This window comes from Mesosutterella faecium (genome assembly GCF_022809315.2).
Taxonomy (GTDB): Bacteria; Pseudomonadota; Gammaproteobacteria; order Burkholderiales; family Burkholderiaceae_F; genus Mesosutterella; species Mesosutterella faecium.
In genome coordinates, this window is record NZ_JAKZJU020000001.1 from 952,043 (window position 1) to 974,078 (window position 22,036).

The following is a 22,036-nucleotide window of genomic DNA, read 5'->3' on the forward strand; positions in this document are numbered from 1 at the left end:
TCCAGCGGCAGTTTGGAACATGGGTTGTGATTGCATTCACGAATTGCAAGTTTCTCCAAGTAGAAACCGAAGCAGATTCAAGAGAACAGCGACACGTTACAGGTCACTTGAAGCCCGTGCCGGCAAAAGGCGGCAGGGTTATAGGATCAAGCGACTAAGTGCATGTGGTGGATGCCTTGGCGATCACAGGCGATGAAGGACGCGGCAGTCTGCGAAAAGCTCAGGGGAGCTGACAACGAGCATTGATCCTGAGATGTCCGAATGAGGGAACTCCAGGCTTTAGCCTGATCCGGGGGTGAATACATAGCCCTCGGAGGCGAACGAGGCGAACTGAAACATCTCAGTAGCTTCAGGAAAAGAAATCAACCGAGATTGTGCCAGTAGCGGCGAGCGAAAGCGCAGCAGCCTGAATTCGATATTGAAGACGACACCGGAAGGACCTGGAAAGGTCCGCCGCAGAGGGTGACAGCCCCGTACGGGAACCGTCGACAAGGTACTAAGGATTCGAAAAGTAGGCCGGGGCACGTGAAACCCTGGCTGAAGACGGGGGGACCATCCTCCAAGGCTAAATACTAGTGATCGACCGATAGCGAACAAGTACTGTGAAGGAAAGGCGAAAAGAACCCCGGGAGGGGAGTGAAACAGATTCTGAAACCGCATGCATACAAACAGTAGGAGCTCCGCAAGGAGTGACTGCGTACCTTTTGCATAATGGGTCAGCGACTTATGTTGTGTGGCAAGCTTAACCGGATAGGGAAGGCGCAGCGAAAGCGAGTCCGAACAGGGCGAATGAGTCGCACGGCATAGACCCGAAACCAGATGAGCTAACCATGGCCAGGCTGAAGGTGTGGTAACACACACTGGAGGGCCGAACCTACTGGTGTTGCAAAACCAGAGGATGAGCTGTGGTTAGGGGTGAAAGGCTTAACAAATCTGGAGATAGCTGGTTCTCCCCGAAAACTATTGAGGTAGTGCCTCGTGCACGAGCTCGCGGGGGTAGAGCACTGTTATAGCTAGGGGGACATGGCGTCTTACCAAACTATGGCAAACTCCGAATACCGCGAAGCTTCGCACGGGAGACAGAGCACCGGGTGCTAACGTCCGGACTCAAAAGGGAATCAACCCAGACCGCCAGCTAAGGTCCCTAATACCGGCTAAGTGGAAAACGAAGTGGAAAGGCTAAAACAGTCAGGAAGTTGGCTTAGAAGCAGCCATCCTTCAAAGAAAGCGTAATAGCTCACTGATCGAGTCCTTCCGCGCGGAAGATGTAACGGGGCTAAGCCGATAACCGAAGCTGCGGATTTCGCGCGTTAAGCGCGGAGTGGTAGGGGAGCGTTCTGTAAGCCCGCGAAGGTGGTCCGCAAGGACTGCTGGAGGTATCAGAAGTGCGAATGCTGACATGAGTAACGATAAAGCGGGTGAAAAGCCCGCTCGCCGCAAACCCAAGGTTTCCTGCTCTACGTTCATCGGAGCAGGGTGAGTCGGTCCCTAAGGCCAGGCTGAGAAGCGTAGCTGATGGGAATCAGGTCAATATTCCTGAACCGGCGTTGAATGCGATGGGGTGACGGAGCAGCCAGAGTGGACCGGGTGTTGGATGTCCCGGCTTTCGAGCGATGGATGGCAGCAGGCAAATCCGCTGTCGAATATCCAGGACGAAGAATCGGGCCTTCTTTATGAAGGCGAAGCCACTTGAAGCGCTTCCAGGAAAACCCTCTAAGCTTCAGTTCAACGCCGACCGTACCGTAAACCGACACAGGTGGGTGAGCTGAATATGCTCAGGCGCTTGAGAGAACTCGGGAGAAGGAACTCGGCAAATTGACACCGTAACTTCGGAATAAGGTGTGCCCTGGTAGCTTGAAGGGAGAGAAACCCTGAGGGCGAAGGGGCCTCAGAGAATCGGTGGCTGCAACTGTTTACTAAAAACACAGCGCTCTGCAAAGATGAAAGTCGACGTATAGGGCGTGATGCCTGCCCGGTGCTGGAAGATTAATTGATGAGGTGCAAGCCTCTGATCGAAGTCCCAGTAAACGGCGGCCGTAACTATAACGGTCCTAAGGTAGCGAAATTCCTTGTCGGGCAAGTTCCGACCTGCACGAATGGCATAATGATGGCCACACTGTCTCCTCCCGAGACTCAGTGAAATTGAAATGTTTGTGATGATGCAATCTCCCCGCGGCTAGACGGAAAGACCCCATGAACCTTAACTGCAGCTTTGCATTGGACTTTGAACCGATCTGTGTAGGATAGGCGGGAGGCTGTGAAAAGCGGATGCTAGTCCGCTTGGAGCCGACGTTGAAATACCGCCCTGATTTGTTTGAGGTTCTAACCTAAGCCAGTGAACCTGGCCGGGGACCGTGCATGGTGGGCAGTTTGACTGGGGCGGTCTCCTCCTAAAGGGTAACGGAGGAGTGCGAAGGTACGCTAAGCACGGTCGGAAATCGTGCGGATACTGCAATGGGAGAAGCGTGCCTGACTGCGAGACCTACAAGTCGAGCAGATGCGAAAGCAGGTCATAGTGATCCGGTGGCACTGAATGGAAGGGCCATCGCTCAACGGATAAAAGGTACTCTGGGGATAACAGGCTGATACCGCCCAAGAGTTCATATCGACGGCGGTGTTTGGCACCTCGATGTCGGCTCATCTCATCCTGGGGCTGTAGCCGGTCCCAAGGGTATGGCTGTTCGCCATTTAAAGAGGTACGTGAGCTGGGTTTAAAACGTCGTGAGACAGTTTGGTCCCTATCTACCGCGGGCGCTGGAAGATTGACAGGGGCTGCTCCTAGTACGAGAGGACCGGAGTGGACGCACCTCTGGTGTACCGGTTGTGACGCCAGTCGCATTGCCGGGTAGCTACGTGCGGAAGAGATAACCGCTGAAAGCATCTAAGCGGGAAACTTGCCTGAAGATGAGTCTTCCCTGAGGCTTGACCTCACTGAAGGGTCGTTCTAGACCAGGACGTTGATAGGCTGGGTGTGGAAGCGCCGCGAGGCGTGGAGCTAACCAGTACTAATTGCCCGTGCGGCTTGATCCTATAACCGTGCTGCTTGAAGAGAAAGAAGCTGCAGAGGTTTTGAAAAGGGAAAAGCAAGGCGTGAAAAAAAGCGATCGCGCCCTTGAAAGTCTCATTCCTTCCGAAAGCCATTCGGTTCGTGCCTCGGAAAAATTTCCGCAGACAGGAGCCAAAGCCTTTGCCTGACGGCCATAGCAGGGCGGCCCCACTCCTTCCCATTCCGAACAGGACAGTGAAACGCCTTCGCGCCGATGATAGTCAGTTGTATTTCTGGTGAAAGTAGGTCACCGTCAGGCTCCTCCATCAAGCCCCTCCGGACGTTCGTCCGGAGGGGCTTTTCCTTACCCGGGTCCGCACAGGGGGCAGCTCCCGCACCTGAAAGTCCATTCAGGCGGTTCTTATTTCAGATTTACCCTTTCCCGGCAGCTTTCCGCTTCCTCGCACGTCAAAACAGCTAACATAAATCAATGCGCCTGCGCAACAGTCCTTACGGTCAGGTTTCTTTGTATGTCAAAAGATTTGTTTGGTGAAATTGAACCACAGGTAAAAGCCGGCTCCGGGCATTCAAGTTCGTCCGCACATTCGTCCGCGCAGTCCCCTCTGGCGGAAAGAATGAGACCGGATTCTGTGGACGAAATAGTAGGTCAGAAGCACCTGCTCGGGCCCGGGATGCCTCTACGCGTTGCGTTGGAAAGCGGGCATCCCCATTCCATGATCCTGTGGGGGCCTCCCGGTGTCGGAAAGACCACTATCGCAAGGCTCATGGCCAAGGCCTTCAACCTGCCTTTCATCGCGATTTCAGCCGTTTTATCCGGTGTCAAGGAAATAAGGGTGACAGTTGAAGCTGCACGAGCCCACCAGTCGATGACGGGAGAGCCCACGGTGGTCTTCGTCGATGAAGTTCATCGTTTCAATAAGGCCCAGCAGGATGCCTTCCTGCCTCATGTGGAGTCGGGCCTGTTCATCTTCATCGGCGCAACAACCGAGAATCCTTCCTTTGAGGTCAACAGCGCTCTGCTGTCGCGATCGACCGTCTATACGCTCGAGGCTCTTCGTCCCGAAGATTGTCTGGAGCTGCTGGAGCGGGCCCGCGCAAGGTTTTATCAGGATTTAACCATTACTCAAGAGGCTCGTGAGCTTTATGTGGATCTTGCCGACGGAGACGCCCGCCGGCTCCTGAACGCTCTTGAAGTCTCCGCCGAAATGGCACAGACCCGCCATTTGAAGGAAATAGACCGTTCGTTCCTCCAGAAGTCCGTTCCGGCGGCCCAGCGCCGTTTCGACAAGGGAGGTGAGGCTTTCTACGATCAGATCAGCGCGCTGCACAAATCAGTTCGCGGCTCAGATCCCGATGCCGCCCTTTACTGGCTTTGCCGCATGCTCGACGGGGGCTGCGACCCGCGCTATATAGCCCGCCGCGTCATGCGCATGGCCGTTGAAGATGTGGGTCTGGCGGATCCCCGGGGAACTCAGCTTGCCCTTGAAGCTGCTGAAATCTATGAACGGCTCGGTTCTCCGGAGGGAGAACTCGCGATCGCGCAGGCCGTTATCTATCTCGCAGCCGCACCGAAAAGCAATTCGGTCGAGGTTGCTTACAACGCAGTCCGTGCTTTAATCAAAAAAGACAGAAGCCGCCCCGTTCCGCTTTATTTGAGGAATGCGCCGACAAAATTGATGGCTGAACTCGGCTACAGCGACGGTTATCGCTATGCCCATGATGAGCCTGGCGCTTTCGCCGCCGGAGAAATTTATCTGCCCGAAGGGCTTGAAGGCAGGCGCTGGTATAAACCGAACCCGAGAGGGCTGGAGATTAAGATCGCCGAGAAACTTGCAAGGCTCGATGCGCTTAACAAACAGGCCTGGGAGCAGGGCAAGGGGCGAAAACGCTGAACTTGATCATTGAGTTATCCTGTTGCAAAATTAACTATCTGCGCAGCGGCAGACGTCATCGGGGGCTTCTCTGCATTCAGCCATCAGCTGGAGCGAAGCGGTGGCGGCAGGGATCCTGCTGCGGCAGCAGGTTCGCTTTTTATTTGTTTCTCTAAAGGATTTTTTGTAATGCTCGACATCAATCTTCTGCGCAAGCAGTTGCCTGAAGTCATTGCACGCCTGAAGACGCGTAATTTTGATTTCCCTGAAAAAGAATTTCTGGCTTTGGAAGCTGACCGCAAGCAGGTTCAGTCCGAAACGGAGGAGCTGCAGAGCCGTCGGAATTCTTTGTCAAAAAAAATCGGCATTGCTAAGAAATCCGGTGCTCCCTGCGAGGACCTGATGGCTGAGGCCGCTTCGATTCCTAAAAAGCTGGCTGAGCTGGAGGGACGCCTTTCAGACATTCGCAAGAAACTCGAAGCCCTGATGCTTCGCGTCCCCAACCTTCCGAATGAGGCATGCCCTATCGGCCCCGACGACAGATCCAATGTGGAGCAGTGGCGGTGGGGGACTCCAAGAACTTTTGATTTCCCCATCAAAGACCACGTTGATGTGGCGGCCCCTCTTGGGATGGATTTCGACACGGCGGCCAAGCTCTCCGGTTCCCGCTTCTGCTTCATGCGCGGGGAAATCGCTCATCTGCACAGAGCTCTCGCCCAATTCATGCTGGATCTCCACACCCGCAAGCACGGCTATACGGAGTGCTACACCCCGTATATCGTCAACGCTTCTACCATGCAGGGCACCGGCCAGCTTCCCAAGTTCGCGGAAGACCTCTACTCGGCCCGGATCGGAGGTTATGAGGAAGAAGGCGAGCATGAGCTCCAGTACCTGATTCCGACGGCGGAAGTCCCGCTCACGAATTCTGTTGCCGGGAAGGTTCTGAAGGAATCCGATCTTCCGATCAAGATTACGGCCCTTACCCCCTGCTTCCGTTCCGAAGCGGGCTCTTACGGCCGCGATACGCGCGGCATGATCCGCCAGCATCAGTTTGCAAAGGTTGAGATGGTCCGCATTGTCCCGGCCGAGCATTCGTACGACCACCTTCACGAGATGGTCAAAAATGCCGAGGAAGTGCTGCAGCTCCTGGGCCTTCCGTACCGTGTCATCATGCTTTCTACGGGCGACATGGGCTTTTCTTCGGCTCAGACCTTTGACTTGGAAGTCTGGCTGCCGGCGCAGAACACCTACCGTGAAATTTCCTCCTGCTCCAACTGCCTTGACTTCCAGGCCCGCAGAATGGGCGCTCGGTACAAGGGAAAGGACGGAAAGGTGCGTTACGTTCACACGCTCAATGGTTCGGGAGTCGCCGTGGGCCGCGCTCTGGTGGCAGTGATTGAAAACTATCAGAATGCTGATGGTTCGATTACGGTTCCCGAAGTCCTGCGTCCGTATATGGGCGGAGTAGAAAAGATCGGCCCCGCGGCTTGATGGCCCGGGGAATTAAGGCCTGAAGGATCTGAACGGCCCCCGAAAAGCTTGTCGCTTTCCGGGGGCTGTTTTTTTCGTGCTTAACGTGCCGTGCATAGACCATGCTTCTGCGTGCCGGCGCGCCGCAGGCGTAGAAGCAAAAGAACAGGCGGCGGGGCAATCGCCCGCCGCCTGTTCCCTAGGCTTTTTCCGGCTGCGCCGGAACTATATCAGTCAGGCCTTGGCCGCTTTCTTTGAAGCAGGCTTTTTAGGCGCAGCTTTCTTTGCGGGAGCGGCTTTCTTTGCCGGGACCGCTTTCTTTACGGCTGCTTTTGGAGCCGCAGCCTTCTCTGCCGTCTTGGGGGCGGCGGCTTTCTTCACTGCAGCCGGCACTTTTTTCACGGCAGTCTTTTTAGAGGCGGGGGCATTCTGAGCAACTGTTTTTTTCGCAGTTTTCGCAGCTGCCGGCTTGGAGGCCGGGGCTGCTTTGGCGGCTGCCGCGGCTTTCTTCGGGGCGGAGGCCTTCTTTACGGCAGTTTTGGCGGCTGCGGCTTTTGGCGCTGCAGCCGAAGCCGCGGGGGCAGGCTTGGCTGCCGCTTTCTTTGCCGGGGCTTTTTTAGCAGGCTCGGCGCTCGTGGGGGCCGGAGCCTTCACGGCAGCCTGTTTGGCAGAAGCCTTTTTTTCGGCCTGAAGCCTGGCGGATGCATCGTCGATTTTCTTTGCAGCCTTTCCGGCCATCTCTCCGGTCTTGGAAACAAACTCCTTGGCAACAGAAAGGAGTTCGTCCAGGGCATTTTGCCGCAGGACCTTCCAGCCTTTCTTGTTACGGATTTCAATTGCTTCGATTGCTGATTTGAACTTGTCGTGAAAATACTGAGTATCTTTTTTTTCTGAAGCCATATTGATCTCTCCCAAAGATGGCTGAGCCTATGAAATAAGGTTTCAAAGGGCGTTATACGCGGGCGGCGTAAATTTCGTTTAGTTTAACTGAGTCATAAAGGATAGGCTAGTGCAGTGGCAGGATTTCATAAATTTTGCTAACATTCGCCTCTGCTGTCTTTTTACGGAAGGGTGGCAGAGTGGTCGAATGCACCGGATTCGAAATCCGGCATACGGCTATACCGTATCGAGGGTTCGAATCCCTCCCCTTCCGCCATATTCGATCCCGGGCTCCTGTTCAGGCTTCAGCCCGGGATTTTTTTATCTTCAGGATGTGCCGGGACAGCTGCGGGCCTGGCCGAAGGGCGCGGCACTGCGCCCCGTCATTTAAAATGGATCCGCTTTTACGGAGTTTACAGCCCAGCGCCGGGTGGTAGCCCGCGCTGTTGGGAAGACGATCCCTTGAGATCGACCGACCTCAGTGAAAAGGAGGAAAGCCCTGCATCCGTCAGAAAGGCGGCCGGGCGCCTGACCATGAAAAAACTAACGATTGCTGCAACGTTGGAAGCCCGCAAGGCATTTGTATCTGAACGAACAATTGTGGATTTGAAATCCTCTGACTTGACGGAGTCCTCGGCGATCGTGATGACGGTTGCGGAAGCCGCCCGGGGGCTGATTTCACGGGTCAAGTCCTATTGCTTTGAAATTCCCGTCGTTCTCGTCAAGGACGACAATACGGAGTTTCCTCCCGATTTGCTGGGACAGGTCTCACAGGTCATTGACAACAATCCGACCAACCAGATCTACAACGGCCGGCAGATTGACGCTGCGGCACAGCGCTATGAGGATTCGCTTCTGCCGCCCTTCTTCTCTGCGCTGGAGACTTATGTGGAGGAGGGCAAGAGCCAGTTCGACTGCCCGGGGCACCAGGGCGGTGCTTTCTTCCGACGGCATCCGGCCGGACGGGAGTTCTATAACTTTTTCGGTGAGCACCTTTTCCGGGCCGACCTCTGCAATGCGGACGTCGCCATGGGCGATCTGCTCATTCATGAAGGAGCGCCGTTCGAGGCCCAGAGGCATGCGGCCAGGGTCTTTAATGCGGACAGCACTTATTTTGTCCTTGGCGGGACCTCGGCTTCCAACCAGATTGTGCTCACGGCGCTTCTTGCTCCGGGGGATCTGGTGCTCTATGACAGCAACAACCATAAATCCGTCCAGCACGGAGCCTTGATCCAGGCCGGCGCTACGGCTGTTTATCTGGAAACGGCCCGCAACGCCTACGGCTTTATCGGCGGCATTGACAATCACTGCTTCGACGAGGCTTACATACGCAGAATCGCCGCCGAAGCCGATCCGGTCAAGGCGAAGCAGCCCCGGCCTTTCAGGCTTGCGGTGATACAGCTGGGCACGTATGACGGCACGATCGGCAACGCCCGGCAGATCGTGAGCCGCCTGGGGCATTTGTGCGACTACATTCTTTTCGATTCGGCCTGGGTGGGCTACGAGCAGTTCATTCCCATGATGAAGGACTGCTCCCCGCTGCTGCTTCATCTGGGGCCCGATGATCCTGGCATTTTTGTGACGCAGTCCGTCCACAAGCAGCTGGCCGGATTTTCCCAGACGTCCCAGATCCACAAGAAGGACGACCACATCCGTGGTCAGAAGCGCTACGTCTCGCACAAGCGGCTCAATTCCGCTTACATGATGCATGCGTCAACAAGCCCCTTTTATCCTCTTTACGCAGGGCTGGACGTGAACGCGAAAATGCATGAGGGTGAATCGGGGCGTCTGCTTTGGGCCGATTGTGTCAAGGTCGGCATCGATGCGAGGAAATACCTTCTGGCGACCTGCAAGTACATCAGGCCTTTTATCCCTCCGGAGGTGGACGGCCGCCCCTGGCAGTCTTATCCCACGGAGCTCATCGCCCGCGAGCTGCGGTTCTTCAAGTATGAGCCCGGAGCCAAGTGGCATGGCTTCGAGGACTACGGCAAAGACCAGTACTTCGTGGATCCCTGCAAATTCCTGCTCACTACCCCCGGCATCAATATAGAGAAGGGAACTTACGAGGAGTTCGGCGTCCCGGCAGGGATTCTTGCAGAATATCTGCGAGAAAACGGCATTATTCCCGAAAAGGCGGATCTCAATTCCATTCTCTTTCTGATGACTCCTGCCGAAGATCTGGCGAAGATGGAGAACCTTGTCAACAGAATTGCTCATTTCGAACGGTTGCTCGACCAGGACGCTCCCCTTTCCCGGGTGCTTCCCAGCCTGTATGCACGGTACAAAGAGCGCTACAGCGGCTATACGATCAGGAAACTGTGCCAGGAGCTGCACGACTTCTACAGAGAATATGACCTGAAGCAGCTGCAGAAAGCGATGTTCAGAAAAGATGAGCTTCCCAGACGGGCCATGCTTCCTCAGGCGGCCAACTACGAGCTGGTGAGGGGAAACGGCGAGCTTATCGCTCTGTCCAAGGCCACGGGACGGATCGCGCTGGAAGGCGCGCTGCCTTATCCTCCCGGAGTGATCACCTGCGTGCCCGGAGAGGTCTGGGAGGGTGTTGTGCTCGATTATTTCCTCGCCTTGGAAGAGCTTGTCAACCGCATGCCCGGTTTTACTCCGGAGCTCCAGGGCGTGTACATTGAGCCGGGCGAGGGAGGACGCCGGCAGATTTTCGGCTATGTCCTTTCTGAGGACAGGGCGAAGGCGCTGGGACTGAAGATGGGCTGGGGGCGGGGCTCCCGGGACTGAGGATGAAGCGGGGCGCCGGTCTAGAAACCCTGAGCGCCCTATAATGCCGCGGCAAAAGCCTTTGGAAGGGAAATCCGAAGGCTTTTGCCTTCCCTGCTTTGAAAGTTAAACGGAAACTCCCGCTATCCTAGCTCCAGAAGGGGTTGACACAGGACAAACTTAGGCCAAATTAACTTCAAATGTCCCGGAAATTCAATGATTTGAATTTGCCGGGATATTTATTTTATGGTAACATAGTCTATAATTAATAAAAACATGCTATCGCCATGGATTCTTCTGAAAACGCCTCCGGCAAAATGAACTTTTCCACTTACACGGACAAACAGGGAAGGACCTATGTCTACACCTACCGCAACAAGTGGGATCCAAAGAAGCATCAGTCGCGCATTGCGGAGCGGCATCATGTCGGCAGGCTGGATCCGCAGACCCGCCAGGTCCGTGTGGGAAAAGCCTTTCTTGCCCTTCATCCGGAATACGCCGGCAGGGACTGGTACTGGGCTGGAAACTCACTGGTCAGCGCACAGGACGTCGGAGAAGCGGAGCCGCAGGAACCGGCTTCCGATGAAGGCTGGGAGCAGAACGAGACCGTTTCCATGGGCTGCACCTGGGCGGCCCGGGAATACTGCATTCTCCACGGCATCAGGGATGACCTGAAGTCCGTGTTTGGCGCGGATCTTGCTGAAAAGCTCATGGATCTGGCCATCTTCCAGTTTGACGCCGGCCAGGCCATGATGCTCTACAGCGACTGGCTCTCAGGGGTTTATCTGCCGGGGGCCCGGCCTTTGTCCAGCCAGAGAATTTCCGAAGTTCTGGAACAGGTGGACCGCGACAAGCTCAAGGCCTATTTCAAGCTCCGCTTCAAACGCTCTGCCGAGGAAGCCCGGCAGCGCAGCGCCCTGATCAAAGCCTCGCTCAAGCCCGGCAGCTATGTCCCGCCGCAAATGCTGGCGCTGGACAGCACGAGCATCTCCACCTACTCCGAGACGATCAGAGACGCCGCCTACGGTCATGCCAAACAGAACCCGGAACTCAGGCAGGTCAACCTCGCCTTCGTCTGCGACTACGTCACCGGAGAGGCAGTCTTCGCCCACATTTACGAGGGGTCCATCAATGACGCGGCCTCTTTCCGTGAAATCCTTTTTCAGATGCGGGACGAAGGCATTGAACTGGACAAGATGCTTCTTGTCACGGACCGCGGCTACAGCAGCATCATGAACACCCAGAAATCCCTGGAGATGAACCTGCGGTTCGTCCAGGGCGTGCGGGTCGTCGAGGACTCGGTCAAACGAAAGTTCGACAAACACAGGAAGGATTTTGAAAAACCTGCCTGCCAGTCAGGCCTGCTGGAGGTTGCCGCCGTCACCGCGCCTGACGCCGAATGGCGCTCCAACCGCCAGGACGTCAAGGTTGCCCTCCATCTCTACAGAAACAACATCCGGGCAGCAAAGGAATCTTTTGACCTGCTCAAGGCCATCGAGAAAGCCTTGAAAAAGAAGAATGAAGGGCGTTCTGTCGACAGCCAGGCCTGGCAGGACGTTAAAAATTTTCTGACCTGCACAAAGGATGACTCAGGACGTCCGGTATGGAAGCCTGACTACGAAGCAATCGAAAAGGAAACGCGCTATTACGGCTGCTTTGTCATCCGCACCAATGAGATTGCGGATCCTTTCGCCGCTTTGGAAATTTATCGGGAAAGGAATGTGGTCGAGCAGTCCTTTGACCAGTTTAAAAACGAAATCCACGGCGACAGGATCCGCTCGACGGACAGCACCTACATCGGCCGGCTGTTCATTTACATCCTCGCGCAGACCCTCAGGACCAGGATGTCCTTCAGTGCGAGGGCTCAGACTCAAAGCAATTCTGATCTGAAGCTCCCGGGCAATTCCCTGACCCTCGCACTGGCCAAACTCAGGAACGTCCAGGCCACGAAGTTGAAGACTCACAACAAATGGGTCAGCCAGCAGTTAGCAAAAAAGCATCGTGATTTGTTCACGATGCTTGGTCTGCCCGTTCCTCCCAGGGTTCTTAAAGACTAGAAACCCCGGGAGTTCAGGGTTAAAGAATGAAATGGGCAAAAAAGAAAGCCGGAACATCAAGTGCTCCGGCTTTCAAAATCTGGCTCCCCGAGTTGGGCTCGAACCAACGACCCACGGATTAACAGTCCGTTGCTCTACCGACTGAGCTATCGGGGAATGACGAGAAGTAACTTTACACAGTTAATCGAATTCTGTCAAGATTTTTTTACTGCATAACACATATGCGGGGCAAAGGAAGGATAAATTCCTTCCTTTGCCGGGATGCATCACTTCTGGACGGCGGTAAAGGCCTTGGCCACGTACTCAATATTCTTGTGATTGAGCCCTGCGATGCAGATTCTGCCGTTGGCAACCGCGTAGATGCCGTAGTCCTTCTTCAGCCTCTCGATCTGTTCGGGAGTAAAGCCTGTGAAGGAGAACATGCCGTCCTGTTTGGTGACAAAGCTGAAGTCGCGGGGAGAACCGGCTTTTTTCATCGCCTCGGCAAGCAGCTCCCTCATTTCGCGGATGCGGTTGCGCATGGCGGCAAGCTCCTGCTCCCATTCCGCGCGCAGCTTGGGATCTCCTAGAACAGTGGCAACAAGGGCGGCGCCGTAAAGCGGGGGATTGGAATAATTGGCTCTGGCCATCTGCTTGACCTGAGAAAGAACCCGCGCGGCTTCATCTGCATTCTGGGTGACGACGGTCAGGCCACCGATTCTTTCGCCGTACAGGCTGAAAGACTTGGAGAAGGAGGAAGAGACCAGGAAGCTGATGCCGGCTTTGGCGAAGAGGCGGATGGAAGAGGCGTCCTCGTCCAGTCCCTTGTCAAAGCCCTGATAGGCGATGTCCAGCAGCGGCGTGAGTCCCCGCTCGACGATCACGTCAAGCAGCGTCTTCCACTGTTCTTCCGAGAAATCGAGTCCCGTCGGGTTGTGGCAGCAGGCGTGGAGCACGACGACGGTTCCAGACTCCAGAGCCCTGATGTCTCCGATGAGATGGTCGAAATCGATCGTGCCGGCTTCCTTGTTGTAGTAGCGGTAATGGCTGACCTCGTAACCCGCCTGCTTGAAGATCGTGTTGTGGTTGCCCCAGGTCGGAGCTGAAGTGGCTGCTTTGTTCTTGCCCAGCACGACATGAAGGAGGTCTGCGGCAAGCTTGATGGCGCCGGTGCCGCCGAGGGACTGGACAGTGCAGGCCCGCTTGCTTGTGATGACCTCGGAGTCCTTGCCGAACAGCAGCTCCTGAATATAGTGATCGACGTCCGGATTTCCGGAAATCGGGCCGTAGCCATGGGGCTTGTTTGCCTTGTAGAGGCGGGTTTCAGCCTCACGCACGACATTCAGAACAGGGATTTTCCCTTCTTCCGTCTGGTACACGCCGACGCTCAGGTTCACTTTCTCTGCGCGGGGGTCGGCCTTGAACTGCTGGCCGACTCCAAGAATCGGGTCTTCAGGAGCGGCAGGGATCTTTTCAAAAAGCTTGTCTGTCATTTCTATTCCAGTTAGAGAGGAGTTGTTTTATATGTATATATTTGCTTTCCCGACAGCCCCGGTCAGGAGCAGGGGGCAGAGAAAACAGAATATCCACTATTATGTCTCCAAAAGAAAACAATGTTGGCCCGGATCATGAGGCTGCGGAGAGAGATCTCATTGAAATTTGAGGTCCGCTCCATCCTTTTAGGCTTATTCCTGTGGACAAAATTCTCACTTTCGAAGGCTCGCCGTTTGAACTGCACGCTCCTTACGACCCGAGCGGAGATCAGCCTGAGGCTATTGAAAAACTGACAGAGGGCCTTGAAAACGGGCTGATGGGGCAGACGCTGCTTGGCGTGACCGGATCCGGAAAAACCTTCACGATGGCCAATGTGATCGCAAGGATCGGAGTCCCGACTCTGGTCATGGCGCCCAACAAGACTTTAGCTGCGCAGCTTTACTCCGAATTCAGGGATTTCTTCCCGCGCAACGCGGTCGAATACTTCGTGTCGTACTATGACTACTATCAGCCCGAGGCTTATGTGCCCTCCCGGGACCTGTTCATAGAAAAAGATTCCGCGATCAATGACCATATTGAGCAAATGAGGCTGGCGGCCACGAAGTCCATTCTGGAAAGGCGCGACACGATCATTGTGGCGACGGTATCCGCCATCTACGGCATTGGGAAGCCGGAAAGCTACACCGAGATGCGGCTTATCCTCAGGCAGGGGGATACGAAGAGCCGCAGCGATTTCATCCGCCAGCTGGTCGTGATGCAGTACAAGCGCAGCGACCTTGAGTTCAAGCGCGGCACTTTCCGAGTCCGGGGCGACACCATCGATGTTTTTCCGGCCGAGCATGCGGAATTGGCGGTCCGCATTGAGCTGTTTGACGATGAAGTCGACGCTGTGCTGCTCTTTGATCCTTTGACAGGGGAGATCCGTCAGAAGGTCCCGCGCTTTGTCGTTTATCCCGCTTCCAACTATGTCACGCCGAGGGAAGACCTGCTTCGGGCGATTGACACGATCAAGCAGGAGCTGAAGGAACGGCTCGAGTATTTCCACCGCGAGGGCAAGGAGGTTGAGGCGCAGCGGCTGGAGCAAAGGACGATGTTTGACCTGGAAATGCTCCAGGAAGTGGGGTTCTGCAAGGGCATTGAAAATTATTCCCGCCATCTTTCTGGCCTGAAGCCGGGCGAGCCTCCTGCCTGCCTGATTGATTACCTCCCCGCCGACGCCATCATGTTTTTCGATGAGAGCCACGTTACCATGGGGCAGCTCGGAGGCATGTACCGCGGAGACCATTCAAGAAAGGAGACCCTGGTTCAGTACGGATTCCGCCTGCCTTCGGCCATGGACAACAGGCCCCTCAAATTTGAGGAGTTCGAGCGGAAGATGCGGAGGTCGGTATTCGTTTCGGCCACGCCTGCCGCCTGGGAGCTTGAGCATTCGGCCCAGGTGGTCGAGCAGGTGGTGCGTCCGACCGGACTGCTGGATCCTGAAGTGGAAGTGCGGCCGGCCCAGACCCAGGTCGACGATGTCCTCGATGAGATCTACGCCAGGACGCGCCGCGGAGAAAGGGTGCTCATCACGACTCTGACGAAAAAGATGGCGGAAGACCTGACGGATTTTCTGGCCGAGAACAAGGTCAAGGTCCGTTACCTTCATTCGGACATCGACACCGTTGAGCGGGTTGAGATCATCCGCGATCTGAGGGCCGGGGTTTTTGACGTGCTTGTGGGCATCAACCTGCTCAGGGAAGGACTCGATATCCCGGAAGTTTCACTGGTGGCGATCCTCGATGCCGACAAGGAGGGGTTCCTCAGAAGCGAGCGAAGCCTGATTCAGACTATCGGCAGGGCCGCCCGCAATCTTCATGGCAAGGCGATCCTCTACGCCGACCAGATGACGGACTCCATGAAGGCGGCTATCACGGAAACGAACCGGCGCCGTGCCAAGCAGCTTCAGTTCAACAGCGACCACCACATCACTCCCCGCGGCATTGTGAAGGAAGTGAGGGACATCATCGACGGCGTCTATCGGCCGGATGCGGTTCAGAACGAAGCGGCCGCGGCGGAGCCGGCCGGGGCGCCGCTCAGCGAGGAGGCCGCCTCCCAGCAGATACGCCGTCTGGAAAAGCAGATGAACGACTATGCACGGGATCTGGAGTTTGAAAAGGCAGCCCGGGTGCGCGACCAGCTCGAGCAACTCCGCCAAAGACTCTTCGGGGCGTCGGTGCCGGACCAGTGCTGAGCAAGAGGCGGCGCCTTGCGCTGCAACAAACCGTATCAATGATTGCCTGTGCTTGAAACGACAAAAGAGTTAGGATTGAAGCTACCATATCGTTTTTTGTCTAAACGGATCATTTTTTGCGTTTATTTACCCAAATATGATTAAGGTCTTATTCGTCTGCATGGGCAATATCTGCCGCTCCCCAACGGCAGAGGCTGTATTTCGCAAAATGGTGGAGGAGGCGGGGATCAGTTCGGAGGTGAGCGTCGATTCCGCCGGCACGCATGCCTATCACGTGGGCGAGGCGCCTGACGTCCGCTCGCAGCTGGCCGGCCGTAAGCGCGGCTATGATCTGTCCGGGCACAGGGCGCGGCAGATTACTATGGATGATTACCGCACCTGCGATTTCATTCTCGCCATGGATTGGGAGAATCTGACGGAACTTCAGCGGCAGTGTCCCCCGATGTACCGGCACAAGCTGCATCTGCTGATGCGTTATGCCAGCGAATATGACGCCGCAGTCATTCCGGATCCGTATTACGGCGGCGCCAATGGATTCAGCCTGGTGCTGGATTACTGCGAGGATGCCTGCCAGGGGCTGCTTGAGATTGTCAAGAGACGGGTGTCCATGTACGCTCCTTCACTGATAAAAGACAGCGGGGCCTCTTAAGGCCTGCAGAGTACTGCGGCCGCAGCACTCCCGGGGGACAGCTCGATCAGGGGCTGTCCTCTTTTTTTGCGCGTCCGGCGCAGCGATGCCCGCAGGAGAGGCTGCTAGGAAGGGCCCCGGCGGCGCAGGAAGGCTGCATTCGGTCCGGGTGGCTGCCGGACGGCTGATTTTTCCCCTTCATGTTCGGGCGGGCGTACGCCTGGCCAATTCTTGAGTTAAATTGTCGGGTATTGGTGTATCATGCGCATTTGTCAAAGGGAATAACAGAGGAGCTGCTCGAAAAATGAGGCTGACTACGAAAGGGCGCTTTGCCGTCACAGCTCTCGTGGATATGGCCATGTACGGCGGAAAAAAGCCCGTCTCCCTCAATGAGATTGCGGAAAGGGAGTCCATTTCCGTCGCCTATCTTGAGCAGCTCTTTGGCAAACTGCGCCGTGCCGGCCTGGTGGTGAGTATCCGCGGCCCCGGCGGGGGATACCTTCTGGCCAGGTCGCCCGATGAGATTTCGGCCGGAGACATCGTCGATGTCGTGGAGGACAACCTGGACGCCACGCAGTGCGGCGGGACCAGCGACTGCCATCACAGCGGCATCGAATGTCTGACCCACGAACTGTGGGCTTCCCTTAACCAGACGCTGGAGACTGTTCTGAGGAATGCCACGCTGTCGCGCCTGGTGGCGCAGTGCGAGGAGCGCAGGAAAAATGCAGCCGAAGGCATCACTTTTGTCAAAGTGGACCCGGAGGCCATGCGCCGAGGCCGGCGGGACGATCCCCGCTTGAAAAAAACGATTGAATCGAAAAATTGATTGAGGAGAAAGCTTTAAATGCTCAAACTGTCTGTTTATCTGGATTATTCCGCCACAACGCCGGTGGATCCCCGGGTTCTGAAGAAAATGCTGCCGTATTTCACCGAGAAGTTCGGGAATCCGGCAAGCCGCAGCCATGCGTATGGCTGGGAGGCTGAAAAAGCGGTTGAGGCCGCCCGCAAGCAGGTTGCCGATCTGATCGGGGCCGATCCGCGCGAAATCGTGTGGACGTCCGGCGCGACCGAGGCTGACAATCTCGCCATCAAGGGCGCGGCTCATTTTCACAAGGACAAGGGCCGTCACCTGATCACCCAGAAGACCGAGCACAAGGCTGTCCTCGATTCGATGCGCCACCTTGAGTCCGAGGGCTACGAGGTGACCTACCTCGATGTCGACGAAGGCGGGCTTGTGGACGTGAAGGAGCTCGAAGCGGCCATCCGTCCCGACACGACGCTTGTGTCCATCATGGCGGTCAACAACGAGATCGGCACCATCCAGCCCATCTTTGAGATCGGCGAAATCTGCCGCCGGCACGGCGTCCTTTTTCACGTTGACGCGACGCAGGCCATCGGGAAAATCCATTTCAACATGGCTGAGCAGCCCATTGACCTGCTGAGCATGAGCAGTCACAAGGTCTACGGCCCGAAGGGCATCGGCGCGCTTTACGTCCGCCGCAAGCCCCGCGTCCGCATCGAGTGCCAGATGCACGGCGGCGGCCATGAGCGCGGCATGCGCTCCGGCACCCTGGCCACCCAGCAGATCGTCGGCATGGGCGAGGCCTACCAGATGATGGGCGAGGTAATGGACGAGGAGAACGCGAGGATTGAAAAGCTGCGCGACCGCCTCTGGGCCGGCATTCAGAAGAACATTCCGTGCGTTGTGCTCAACGGCACCATGGAGCACCGCGTGGGGTTCAACCTGAATGTGTCCTTCGAGTACATCGAGGGCGAGTCCCTGATGATGGCCTGCAAGAACCTCGCCGTTTCCTCCGGCTCGGCCTGCACTTCGGCTTCCCTTGAACCCTCTTACGTGCTCAAGGCCCTCGGGCGTCCCGACGAGCTCGCCCATAGCTCCATCAGGTTCACGCTCGGGCGCTACACCACTGAAGAGGAAATCGATTTCACCATTAAGGAACTCACGGAGGCCGTGAAGAGGCTGCGCGATCTCTCGCCGCTTTGGGAAATGCACCTGAAGGGCGTGGACACCGCCAAGGTCCAGTGGAGCAAAATGTGAGCCCCTTCGGGCTCACTGCGCCGCGATACGGCCGGCCTGCCGCGGGCGGACGGCTCTCCTGATGGCCGCGGCAGGAACTTTATTTTTTGAAGGAGGACACCAAAGTGCCCTATAGCAAGAAGCTTCTTGATCATTATGAACACCCGAGGAACGTCGGGACGCTGGATGCCGAGCGCAAGGACGTGGGAACCGGCATGGTGGGAGCGCCTGCCTGCGGCGACGTGATGCGTCTGCAGATTCAGGTCAACGACAAAACCGGCGTCATCGAAGATGCCAAATTCAAGACCTACGGCTGCGGCTCGGCCATCGCGTCAAGTTCTCTGGTGACCGAGTGGGTGAAGGGCAAGACGCTCTCGGAGGCCGAGGCGCTTAAAAACTCCCAGATCGCCGAGGAGCTCGCGCTGCCGCCGGTGAAAATCCACTGCTCGATTCTGGCCGAGGACGCGGTGAAGGCGGCCATCGCCGATTACCGCAGCAAGCAGTCTTCGAAAAACGCCAAGGCCTAAAGCAGAAAACACAGGACACAGAAAATGGCAGTGACTCTTACCGAAGCGGCAGCCAAGCATGTCGCACAGTATCTTGCCAAGCGGGGCCGGGGAATCGGGCTGCGCGTCGGCGTCAAGACATCGGGCTGCTCCGGCATGTCCTACAAGCTCGAGTTTGCGGACAAGAAGGAAGACGACGACCAGGAGTTCGACTCTTTCGGCATCCGCGTTCTGGTGGATCCGAAGAGCCTTGTGTACATCGACGGCACGCAGCTTGATTACCGCCGCGAAGGCCTGCAGGAAGGGTTCAAATTCCAGAACCCCAATGAGAAGGAACACTGCGGCTGCGGCAAATCCTTCAGCGTTTGAGGCGGGCCATGGCTTTGACGGAGGATTACTTCGAGCTTTTCGGCCTTCCGGCCCGCTTCAGGATAGACGGCAAGGCGCTTGAGGAGGCTTTCCGCCGCATCGAGCTGGAAGTCCACCCGGACCGGTTCGCCGGGGCGTCTCCTGCGATGAAGAGGGTCGCCGAGCAGTGGTCCGTCCGGGCCAACGAGGCTCACGCCGTGCTGTCGAATCCGCTCAGCCGGGCGGTGTATCTCTGCGGCCGCATGGGGGTTCCCGTCGACGCGGAAAACAGCGCCCGGATGCCTGTCGATTTTCTGATGCAGCAGATGGACTGGCGGGAGCGTTTCGAGGCCGCAAAGGAAAAAAACGACGCGAAGGCCATGCAAAGCCTTGCTGCCGCCGTCGCCGCTGAGGATGAGCGGCTCACAGGCGAGATAGCCTCGGCGCTTGACGACCAGAAAGATCCGAAGAAAGCGGCCGAGCTTGTCCGGCGTCTGATGTTCGTTGACAAGATGGCCCGCGAGCTCGACAGCCCGGCCGCCTGTTCTAACAAGATATAAAAGGATTACGCAGCATGCCTTTGTTGCAGATTGCAGAGCCGGGGATGTCTGAGACCCCGCACAGCGTCCACCTCGCCGTCGGCATCGACCTGGGCACGACCAACTCTCTGGTTGCGACCGTCGAGGACGGCAAGCCCCGGGTGCTTGTCGACGAACAGGGGAAGGCTCTGCTGCCCTCGGTCGTCCGCTATTTTCCGGACGGCAGCGTTGAGGTGGGCGAAAAAGCCCTCGAGAGCGCAGCGCAGGATCCCGCCAATACGATTTCAAGCGCAAAGCGGCTGATCGGCCACACGCTCTCAGAAATTTCCAACCGGGGGTCGCTCCCGTTCAAACTGCTCGACGAGCCCGGCATTGTGAAGATCTCCACCGCGGCCGGGGTGAAGACGCCGGAGGAAGTCTCCTCGGAGGTTCTGAAGGTGCTGAAGCAGCGGGCGGAAAAAGAGCTGGGCGGCGAACTGGTCGGCGCTGTGATCACCTGCCCGGCGTATTTCGACGACGCTCAGCGCCAGGCCACGAAAGACGCGGGAAGGCTCGCCGGCCTCAACGTCCTGCGGCTTCTCAACGAGCCCACGGCGGCGGCGCTCGCCTACGGGCTGGACGAGGAGAAGAACGAAGGGGTCTACATGGTCTACGACCTGGGCGGAGGCACCTTTGATGTTTCGATCCTGAAGCTCGACCGGGGCGTTTTCCAGGTGCTGGCGACGGGCGGCGACTCGGCCCTGGGAGGCGATGATTTCGACCACAGGGTCTTCGACTGGGCCCTGCGCGCGTGCGCTGTGGCGCCCGGGTCTCTCACGGCCGCTGACAAGCGGCGGCTTCTGGCCGAAAGCCGTGCGGTCAAGGAGGCGCTCAGCAGCGAGCGGGAGGCCCGCTTTAACGTGGAGCTTGAGGACGGCCGCAGGCTTAACTGCCGCCTGTCCCGGGACGACCTTGAAGGCATGACCCGGGATCTCGCCGAGAGAACTATCGCGGCGGTCCGCGCGACGCTGGCCGATGCGCACCTTTCCGCCTCTGAAATCCAGGGCATCGTGCTGGTCGGAGGGGCCACCCGCATGCCGATGATCCGGCGCTGCATCAGCGAAGAGCTCGGCCGCAGCCCCCTCACGGGCATTGACCCCGACAAGGTCGTGGCCATCGGAGCGGCCATTCAGGCGAACAAGCTCGCCGGCAACGACGTGGACGAGGACTTTCTGCTTCTTGACGTGACGCCTCTCTCCCTCGGGCTTGAAACGATGGGCGGCCTGGCCGAGAAGGTGATTCCGCGCAACACGCCCATTCCGGTAGCAAGAGCCCAGGATTTCACCACATTCCGCGACGGCCAGACGGCCATGATGATCCACGTCGTCCAGGGTGAGCGGGAGCTGGTCGAGAACTGCCGCTCCCTCGCGCGCTTTGAGCTCCGGGGAATCCCGCCGATGCTGGCCGGGGCCGCGAGGATACGCGTGACCTTTCAGGTGGACGCCGACGGCCTTCTTTCCGTGTCGGCCCGCGAAATGACCACCGGCGTTGAAAGCTCCGTGACGGTCAAGCCCTCCTACGGGCTGTCGGATGAGGAGATTGTCCGGATGCTGCGCGACGGGAATCAGTCGGCCGCCCAGGACAAGGCCGCCCGAGATCTGCGCGAAGCCCAGGTCGAGGCGAAGCGGATTGTCGAGTCGACGGCGAGCGCGCTCAAGGAAGACTCGGATCTGCTCGGCGCGCAGGAGCAGGAGGAGATCAGGAAGCTTGCCGCCGAAACCCTCCGCCTCTCCGACGGCTCCGACACGCAGGCCATCAAGGCCGCCATGGATGCGCTCGCCCGCGCCACGGAGCATTTTGCCGAGCTGCGCATGGACCGGAGCATCCGCAAGGCTCTGGCCGGCCACAGCGTGAACGAACTATAGGAGAAGGAAATCATGCCGAAAATCACAGTTCTTCCCCATCCCAAGGCCTGCCCTCAGGGCGTGCAGTTTGAGATGAAGGAAGGGGAGACGCTGATCCGCGGGCTTCTGGACCACGGGGTGAAGATCGAGCACGCCTGCGAGATGAGCTGCGCGTGCGCCACCTGCCATGTCATCGTGTCCAAGGGGCTGCAGTCTCTGGAGGAGCCTTCGGACAGGGAGTACGACTGCCTGGACCGCGCCTGGGGGGCGGGGCCCAACTCCCGGCTCTCCTGCCAGGTCAAGGTCGGCGCCGAGGATCTGACCATTGAGATCCCGAAGTACAGCCGCAATCAGGTGTCGGAGGAGGACTGAGG

16 protein-coding genes, 2 tRNA genes and 2 rRNA genes are annotated in these 22,036 nt (G+C 57.4%); 18 read left to right on the forward strand and 2 right to left on the reverse strand.

Features of this window, described 5'->3' with window-relative positions; all coding sequences use genetic code 11:
• Positions 1–144: 144 nt before the first annotated feature.
• The 9 genes from MUN46_RS04445 to MUN46_RS04485 all read left to right on the forward strand — a co-directional run bounded on the left by MUN46_RS04445 (position 145) and on the right by MUN46_RS04485 (position 12,014).
• A 23S ribosomal RNA gene (locus tag MUN46_RS04445) occupies positions 145–3,030 on the forward strand.
• Between the two features lie 6 nt (positions 3,031–3,036).
• On the forward strand, positions 3,037–3,195 hold the full coding sequence (locus MUN46_RS04450; RefSeq protein ID WP_285230524.1) for a hypothetical protein: 159 nt from the start codon (positions 3,037–3,039) through the stop codon (positions 3,193–3,195).
• Positions 3,191–3,305 (forward strand): 5S ribosomal RNA (gene rrf / locus MUN46_RS04455). Before MUN46_RS04450 ends, rrf begins: the two co-directional genes overlap by 5 nt.
• A gap of 316 nt (positions 3,306–3,621) precedes the next feature.
• Complete coding sequence (locus MUN46_RS04460) at positions 3,622–4,899, forward strand: replication-associated recombination protein A (RefSeq protein ID WP_243377740.1); 1,278 nt, start codon at positions 3,622–3,624, stop codon at positions 4,897–4,899.
• Positions 4,900–5,067: 168 nt separating this feature from the next.
• The gene (serS, locus tag MUN46_RS04465) at positions 5,068–6,369 is read left to right on the forward strand and encodes a serine--tRNA ligase (protein ID WP_243377741.1); all 1,302 of its coding nucleotides are present in this window, start codon (positions 5,068–5,070) and stop codon (positions 6,367–6,369) included.
• A gap of 76 nt (positions 6,370–6,445) precedes the next feature.
• Complete coding sequence (locus tag MUN46_RS04470; RefSeq protein WP_243377738.1) at positions 6,446–6,781, forward strand: hypothetical protein; 336 nt, start codon at positions 6,446–6,448, stop codon at positions 6,779–6,781.
• A 632-nt stretch (positions 6,782–7,413) separates the two neighbouring features.
• Positions 7,414–7,504: transfer RNA gene (locus tag MUN46_RS04475), tRNA-Ser, on the forward strand.
• A gap of 257 nt (positions 7,505–7,761) precedes the next feature.
• A complete protein-coding gene (locus tag MUN46_RS04480; protein WP_243377739.1) occupies positions 7,762–9,978 on the forward strand; it encodes an ornithine decarboxylase in 2,217 nt (738 codons plus the stop codon).
• A gap of 266 nt (positions 9,979–10,244) precedes the next feature.
• Positions 10,245–12,014 carry an IS1634 family transposase gene (locus MUN46_RS04485; protein WP_285230523.1) on the forward strand — a complete coding sequence of 590 codons (1,770 nt, stop codon included), beginning with the start codon at positions 10,245–10,247 and terminating at the stop codon, positions 12,012–12,014.
• 80 nt (positions 12,015–12,094) lie between these two features.
• On the opposite strand, the gene MUN46_RS04490 is transcribed toward MUN46_RS04485, so the two are convergent.
• Positions 12,095–12,170, reverse strand: a tRNA-Asn gene (locus MUN46_RS04490).
• A gap of 110 nt (positions 12,171–12,280) precedes the next feature.
• Positions 12,281–13,486 (reverse strand): amino acid aminotransferase, encoded by a 1,206-nt coding sequence (locus MUN46_RS04495; RefSeq protein WP_243376103.1) that lies wholly within the window; start codon positions 13,484–13,486, stop codon positions 12,281–12,283.
• Between the two features lie 200 nt (positions 13,487–13,686).
• On the opposite strand from MUN46_RS04495, the gene uvrB reads away from it, so the two are divergent.
• The 9 genes from uvrB to fdx all read left to right on the forward strand — a co-directional run bounded on the left by uvrB (position 13,687) and on the right by fdx (position 22,034).
• The gene (gene uvrB / locus MUN46_RS04500; RefSeq protein ID WP_243376104.1) at positions 13,687–15,720 is read left to right on the forward strand and encodes an excinuclease ABC subunit UvrB; all 2,034 of its coding nucleotides are present in this window, start codon (positions 13,687–13,689) and stop codon (positions 15,718–15,720) included.
• A gap of 136 nt (positions 15,721–15,856) precedes the next feature.
• On the forward strand, positions 15,857–16,369 hold the full coding sequence (locus MUN46_RS04505; RefSeq protein WP_243376105.1) for a low molecular weight protein-tyrosine-phosphatase: 513 nt from the start codon (positions 15,857–15,859) through the stop codon (positions 16,367–16,369).
• Between the two features lie 283 nt (positions 16,370–16,652).
• Complete coding sequence (locus MUN46_RS04510; protein ID WP_243376106.1) at positions 16,653–17,174, forward strand: Rrf2 family transcriptional regulator; 522 nt, start codon at positions 16,653–16,655, stop codon at positions 17,172–17,174.
• Positions 17,175–17,192: 18 nt separating this feature from the next.
• The gene (locus MUN46_RS04515) at positions 17,193–18,407 is read left to right on the forward strand and encodes an IscS subfamily cysteine desulfurase (protein ID WP_243376107.1); all 1,215 of its coding nucleotides are present in this window, start codon (positions 17,193–17,195) and stop codon (positions 18,405–18,407) included.
• A 104-nt stretch (positions 18,408–18,511) separates the two neighbouring features.
• Positions 18,512–18,913, forward strand: a complete 402-nt coding sequence (iscU, locus tag MUN46_RS04520; protein ID WP_237980210.1) for a Fe-S cluster assembly scaffold IscU — start codon at positions 18,512–18,514, stop codon at positions 18,911–18,913.
• A gap of 24 nt (positions 18,914–18,937) precedes the next feature.
• Entirely contained in the window at positions 18,938–19,261 is a 324-nt protein-coding gene (gene iscA, locus MUN46_RS04525) for an iron-sulfur cluster assembly protein IscA (RefSeq protein ID WP_237980208.1), read from the forward strand.
• An 8-nt stretch (positions 19,262–19,269) separates the two neighbouring features.
• Positions 19,270–19,800, forward strand: coding sequence for a Fe-S protein assembly co-chaperone HscB (gene hscB / locus MUN46_RS04530; protein ID WP_243376108.1), 531 nt, complete (start codon positions 19,270–19,272; stop codon positions 19,798–19,800).
• Positions 19,801–19,814: 14 nt separating this feature from the next.
• Entirely contained in the window at positions 19,815–21,683 is a 1,869-nt protein-coding gene (gene hscA / locus MUN46_RS04535; RefSeq protein WP_243376109.1) for a Fe-S protein assembly chaperone HscA, read from the forward strand.
• Positions 21,684–21,695: 12 nt separating this feature from the next.
• Positions 21,696–22,034 carry an ISC system 2Fe-2S type ferredoxin gene (gene fdx, locus MUN46_RS04540; protein ID WP_243376110.1) on the forward strand — a complete coding sequence of 113 codons (339 nt, stop codon included), beginning with the start codon at positions 21,696–21,698 and terminating at the stop codon, positions 22,032–22,034.
• Positions 22,035–22,036: the final 2 nt, after the last annotated feature.

What these genes read in the sequence shown, in the direction of transcription:
- MUN46_RS04460 (WP_243377740.1), top strand. Translation starts at nt 3,622, where the DNA reads ATGAGACCGGATTCTGTGGACGAAATAGTAGGTCAGAAGCACCTGCTC.
- serS (WP_243377741.1), top strand. Translation starts at nt 5,068, where the DNA reads ATGCTCGACATCAATCTTCTGCGCAAGCAGTTGCCTGAAGTCATTGCA.
- MUN46_RS04480 (WP_243377739.1), top strand. Translation starts at nt 7,762, where the DNA reads ATGAAAAAACTAACGATTGCTGCAACGTTGGAAGCCCGCAAGGCATTT.
- MUN46_RS04485 (WP_285230523.1), top strand. Translation starts at nt 10,245, where the DNA reads ATGGATTCTTCTGAAAACGCCTCCGGCAAAATGAACTTTTCCACTTAC.
- MUN46_RS04495 (WP_243376103.1), bottom strand. Translation starts at nt 13,486, where the DNA reads ATGACAGACAAGCTTTTTGAAAAGATCCCTGCCGCTCCTGAAGACCCG.
- MUN46_RS04505 (WP_243376105.1), top strand. Translation starts at nt 15,857, where the DNA reads ATGATTAAGGTCTTATTCGTCTGCATGGGCAATATCTGCCGCTCCCCA.
- MUN46_RS04510 (WP_243376106.1), top strand. Translation starts at nt 16,653, where the DNA reads ATGAGGCTGACTACGAAAGGGCGCTTTGCCGTCACAGCTCTCGTGGAT.
- MUN46_RS04515 (WP_243376107.1), top strand. Translation starts at nt 17,193, where the DNA reads ATGCTCAAACTGTCTGTTTATCTGGATTATTCCGCCACAACGCCGGTG.
- iscA (WP_237980208.1), top strand. Translation starts at nt 18,938, where the DNA reads ATGGCAGTGACTCTTACCGAAGCGGCAGCCAAGCATGTCGCACAGTAT.
- hscB (WP_243376108.1), top strand. Translation starts at nt 19,270, where the DNA reads ATGGCTTTGACGGAGGATTACTTCGAGCTTTTCGGCCTTCCGGCCCGC.
- hscA (WP_243376109.1), top strand. Translation starts at nt 19,815, where the DNA reads ATGCCTTTGTTGCAGATTGCAGAGCCGGGGATGTCTGAGACCCCGCAC.
- fdx (WP_243376110.1), top strand. Translation starts at nt 21,696, where the DNA reads ATGCCGAAAATCACAGTTCTTCCCCATCCCAAGGCCTGCCCTCAGGGC.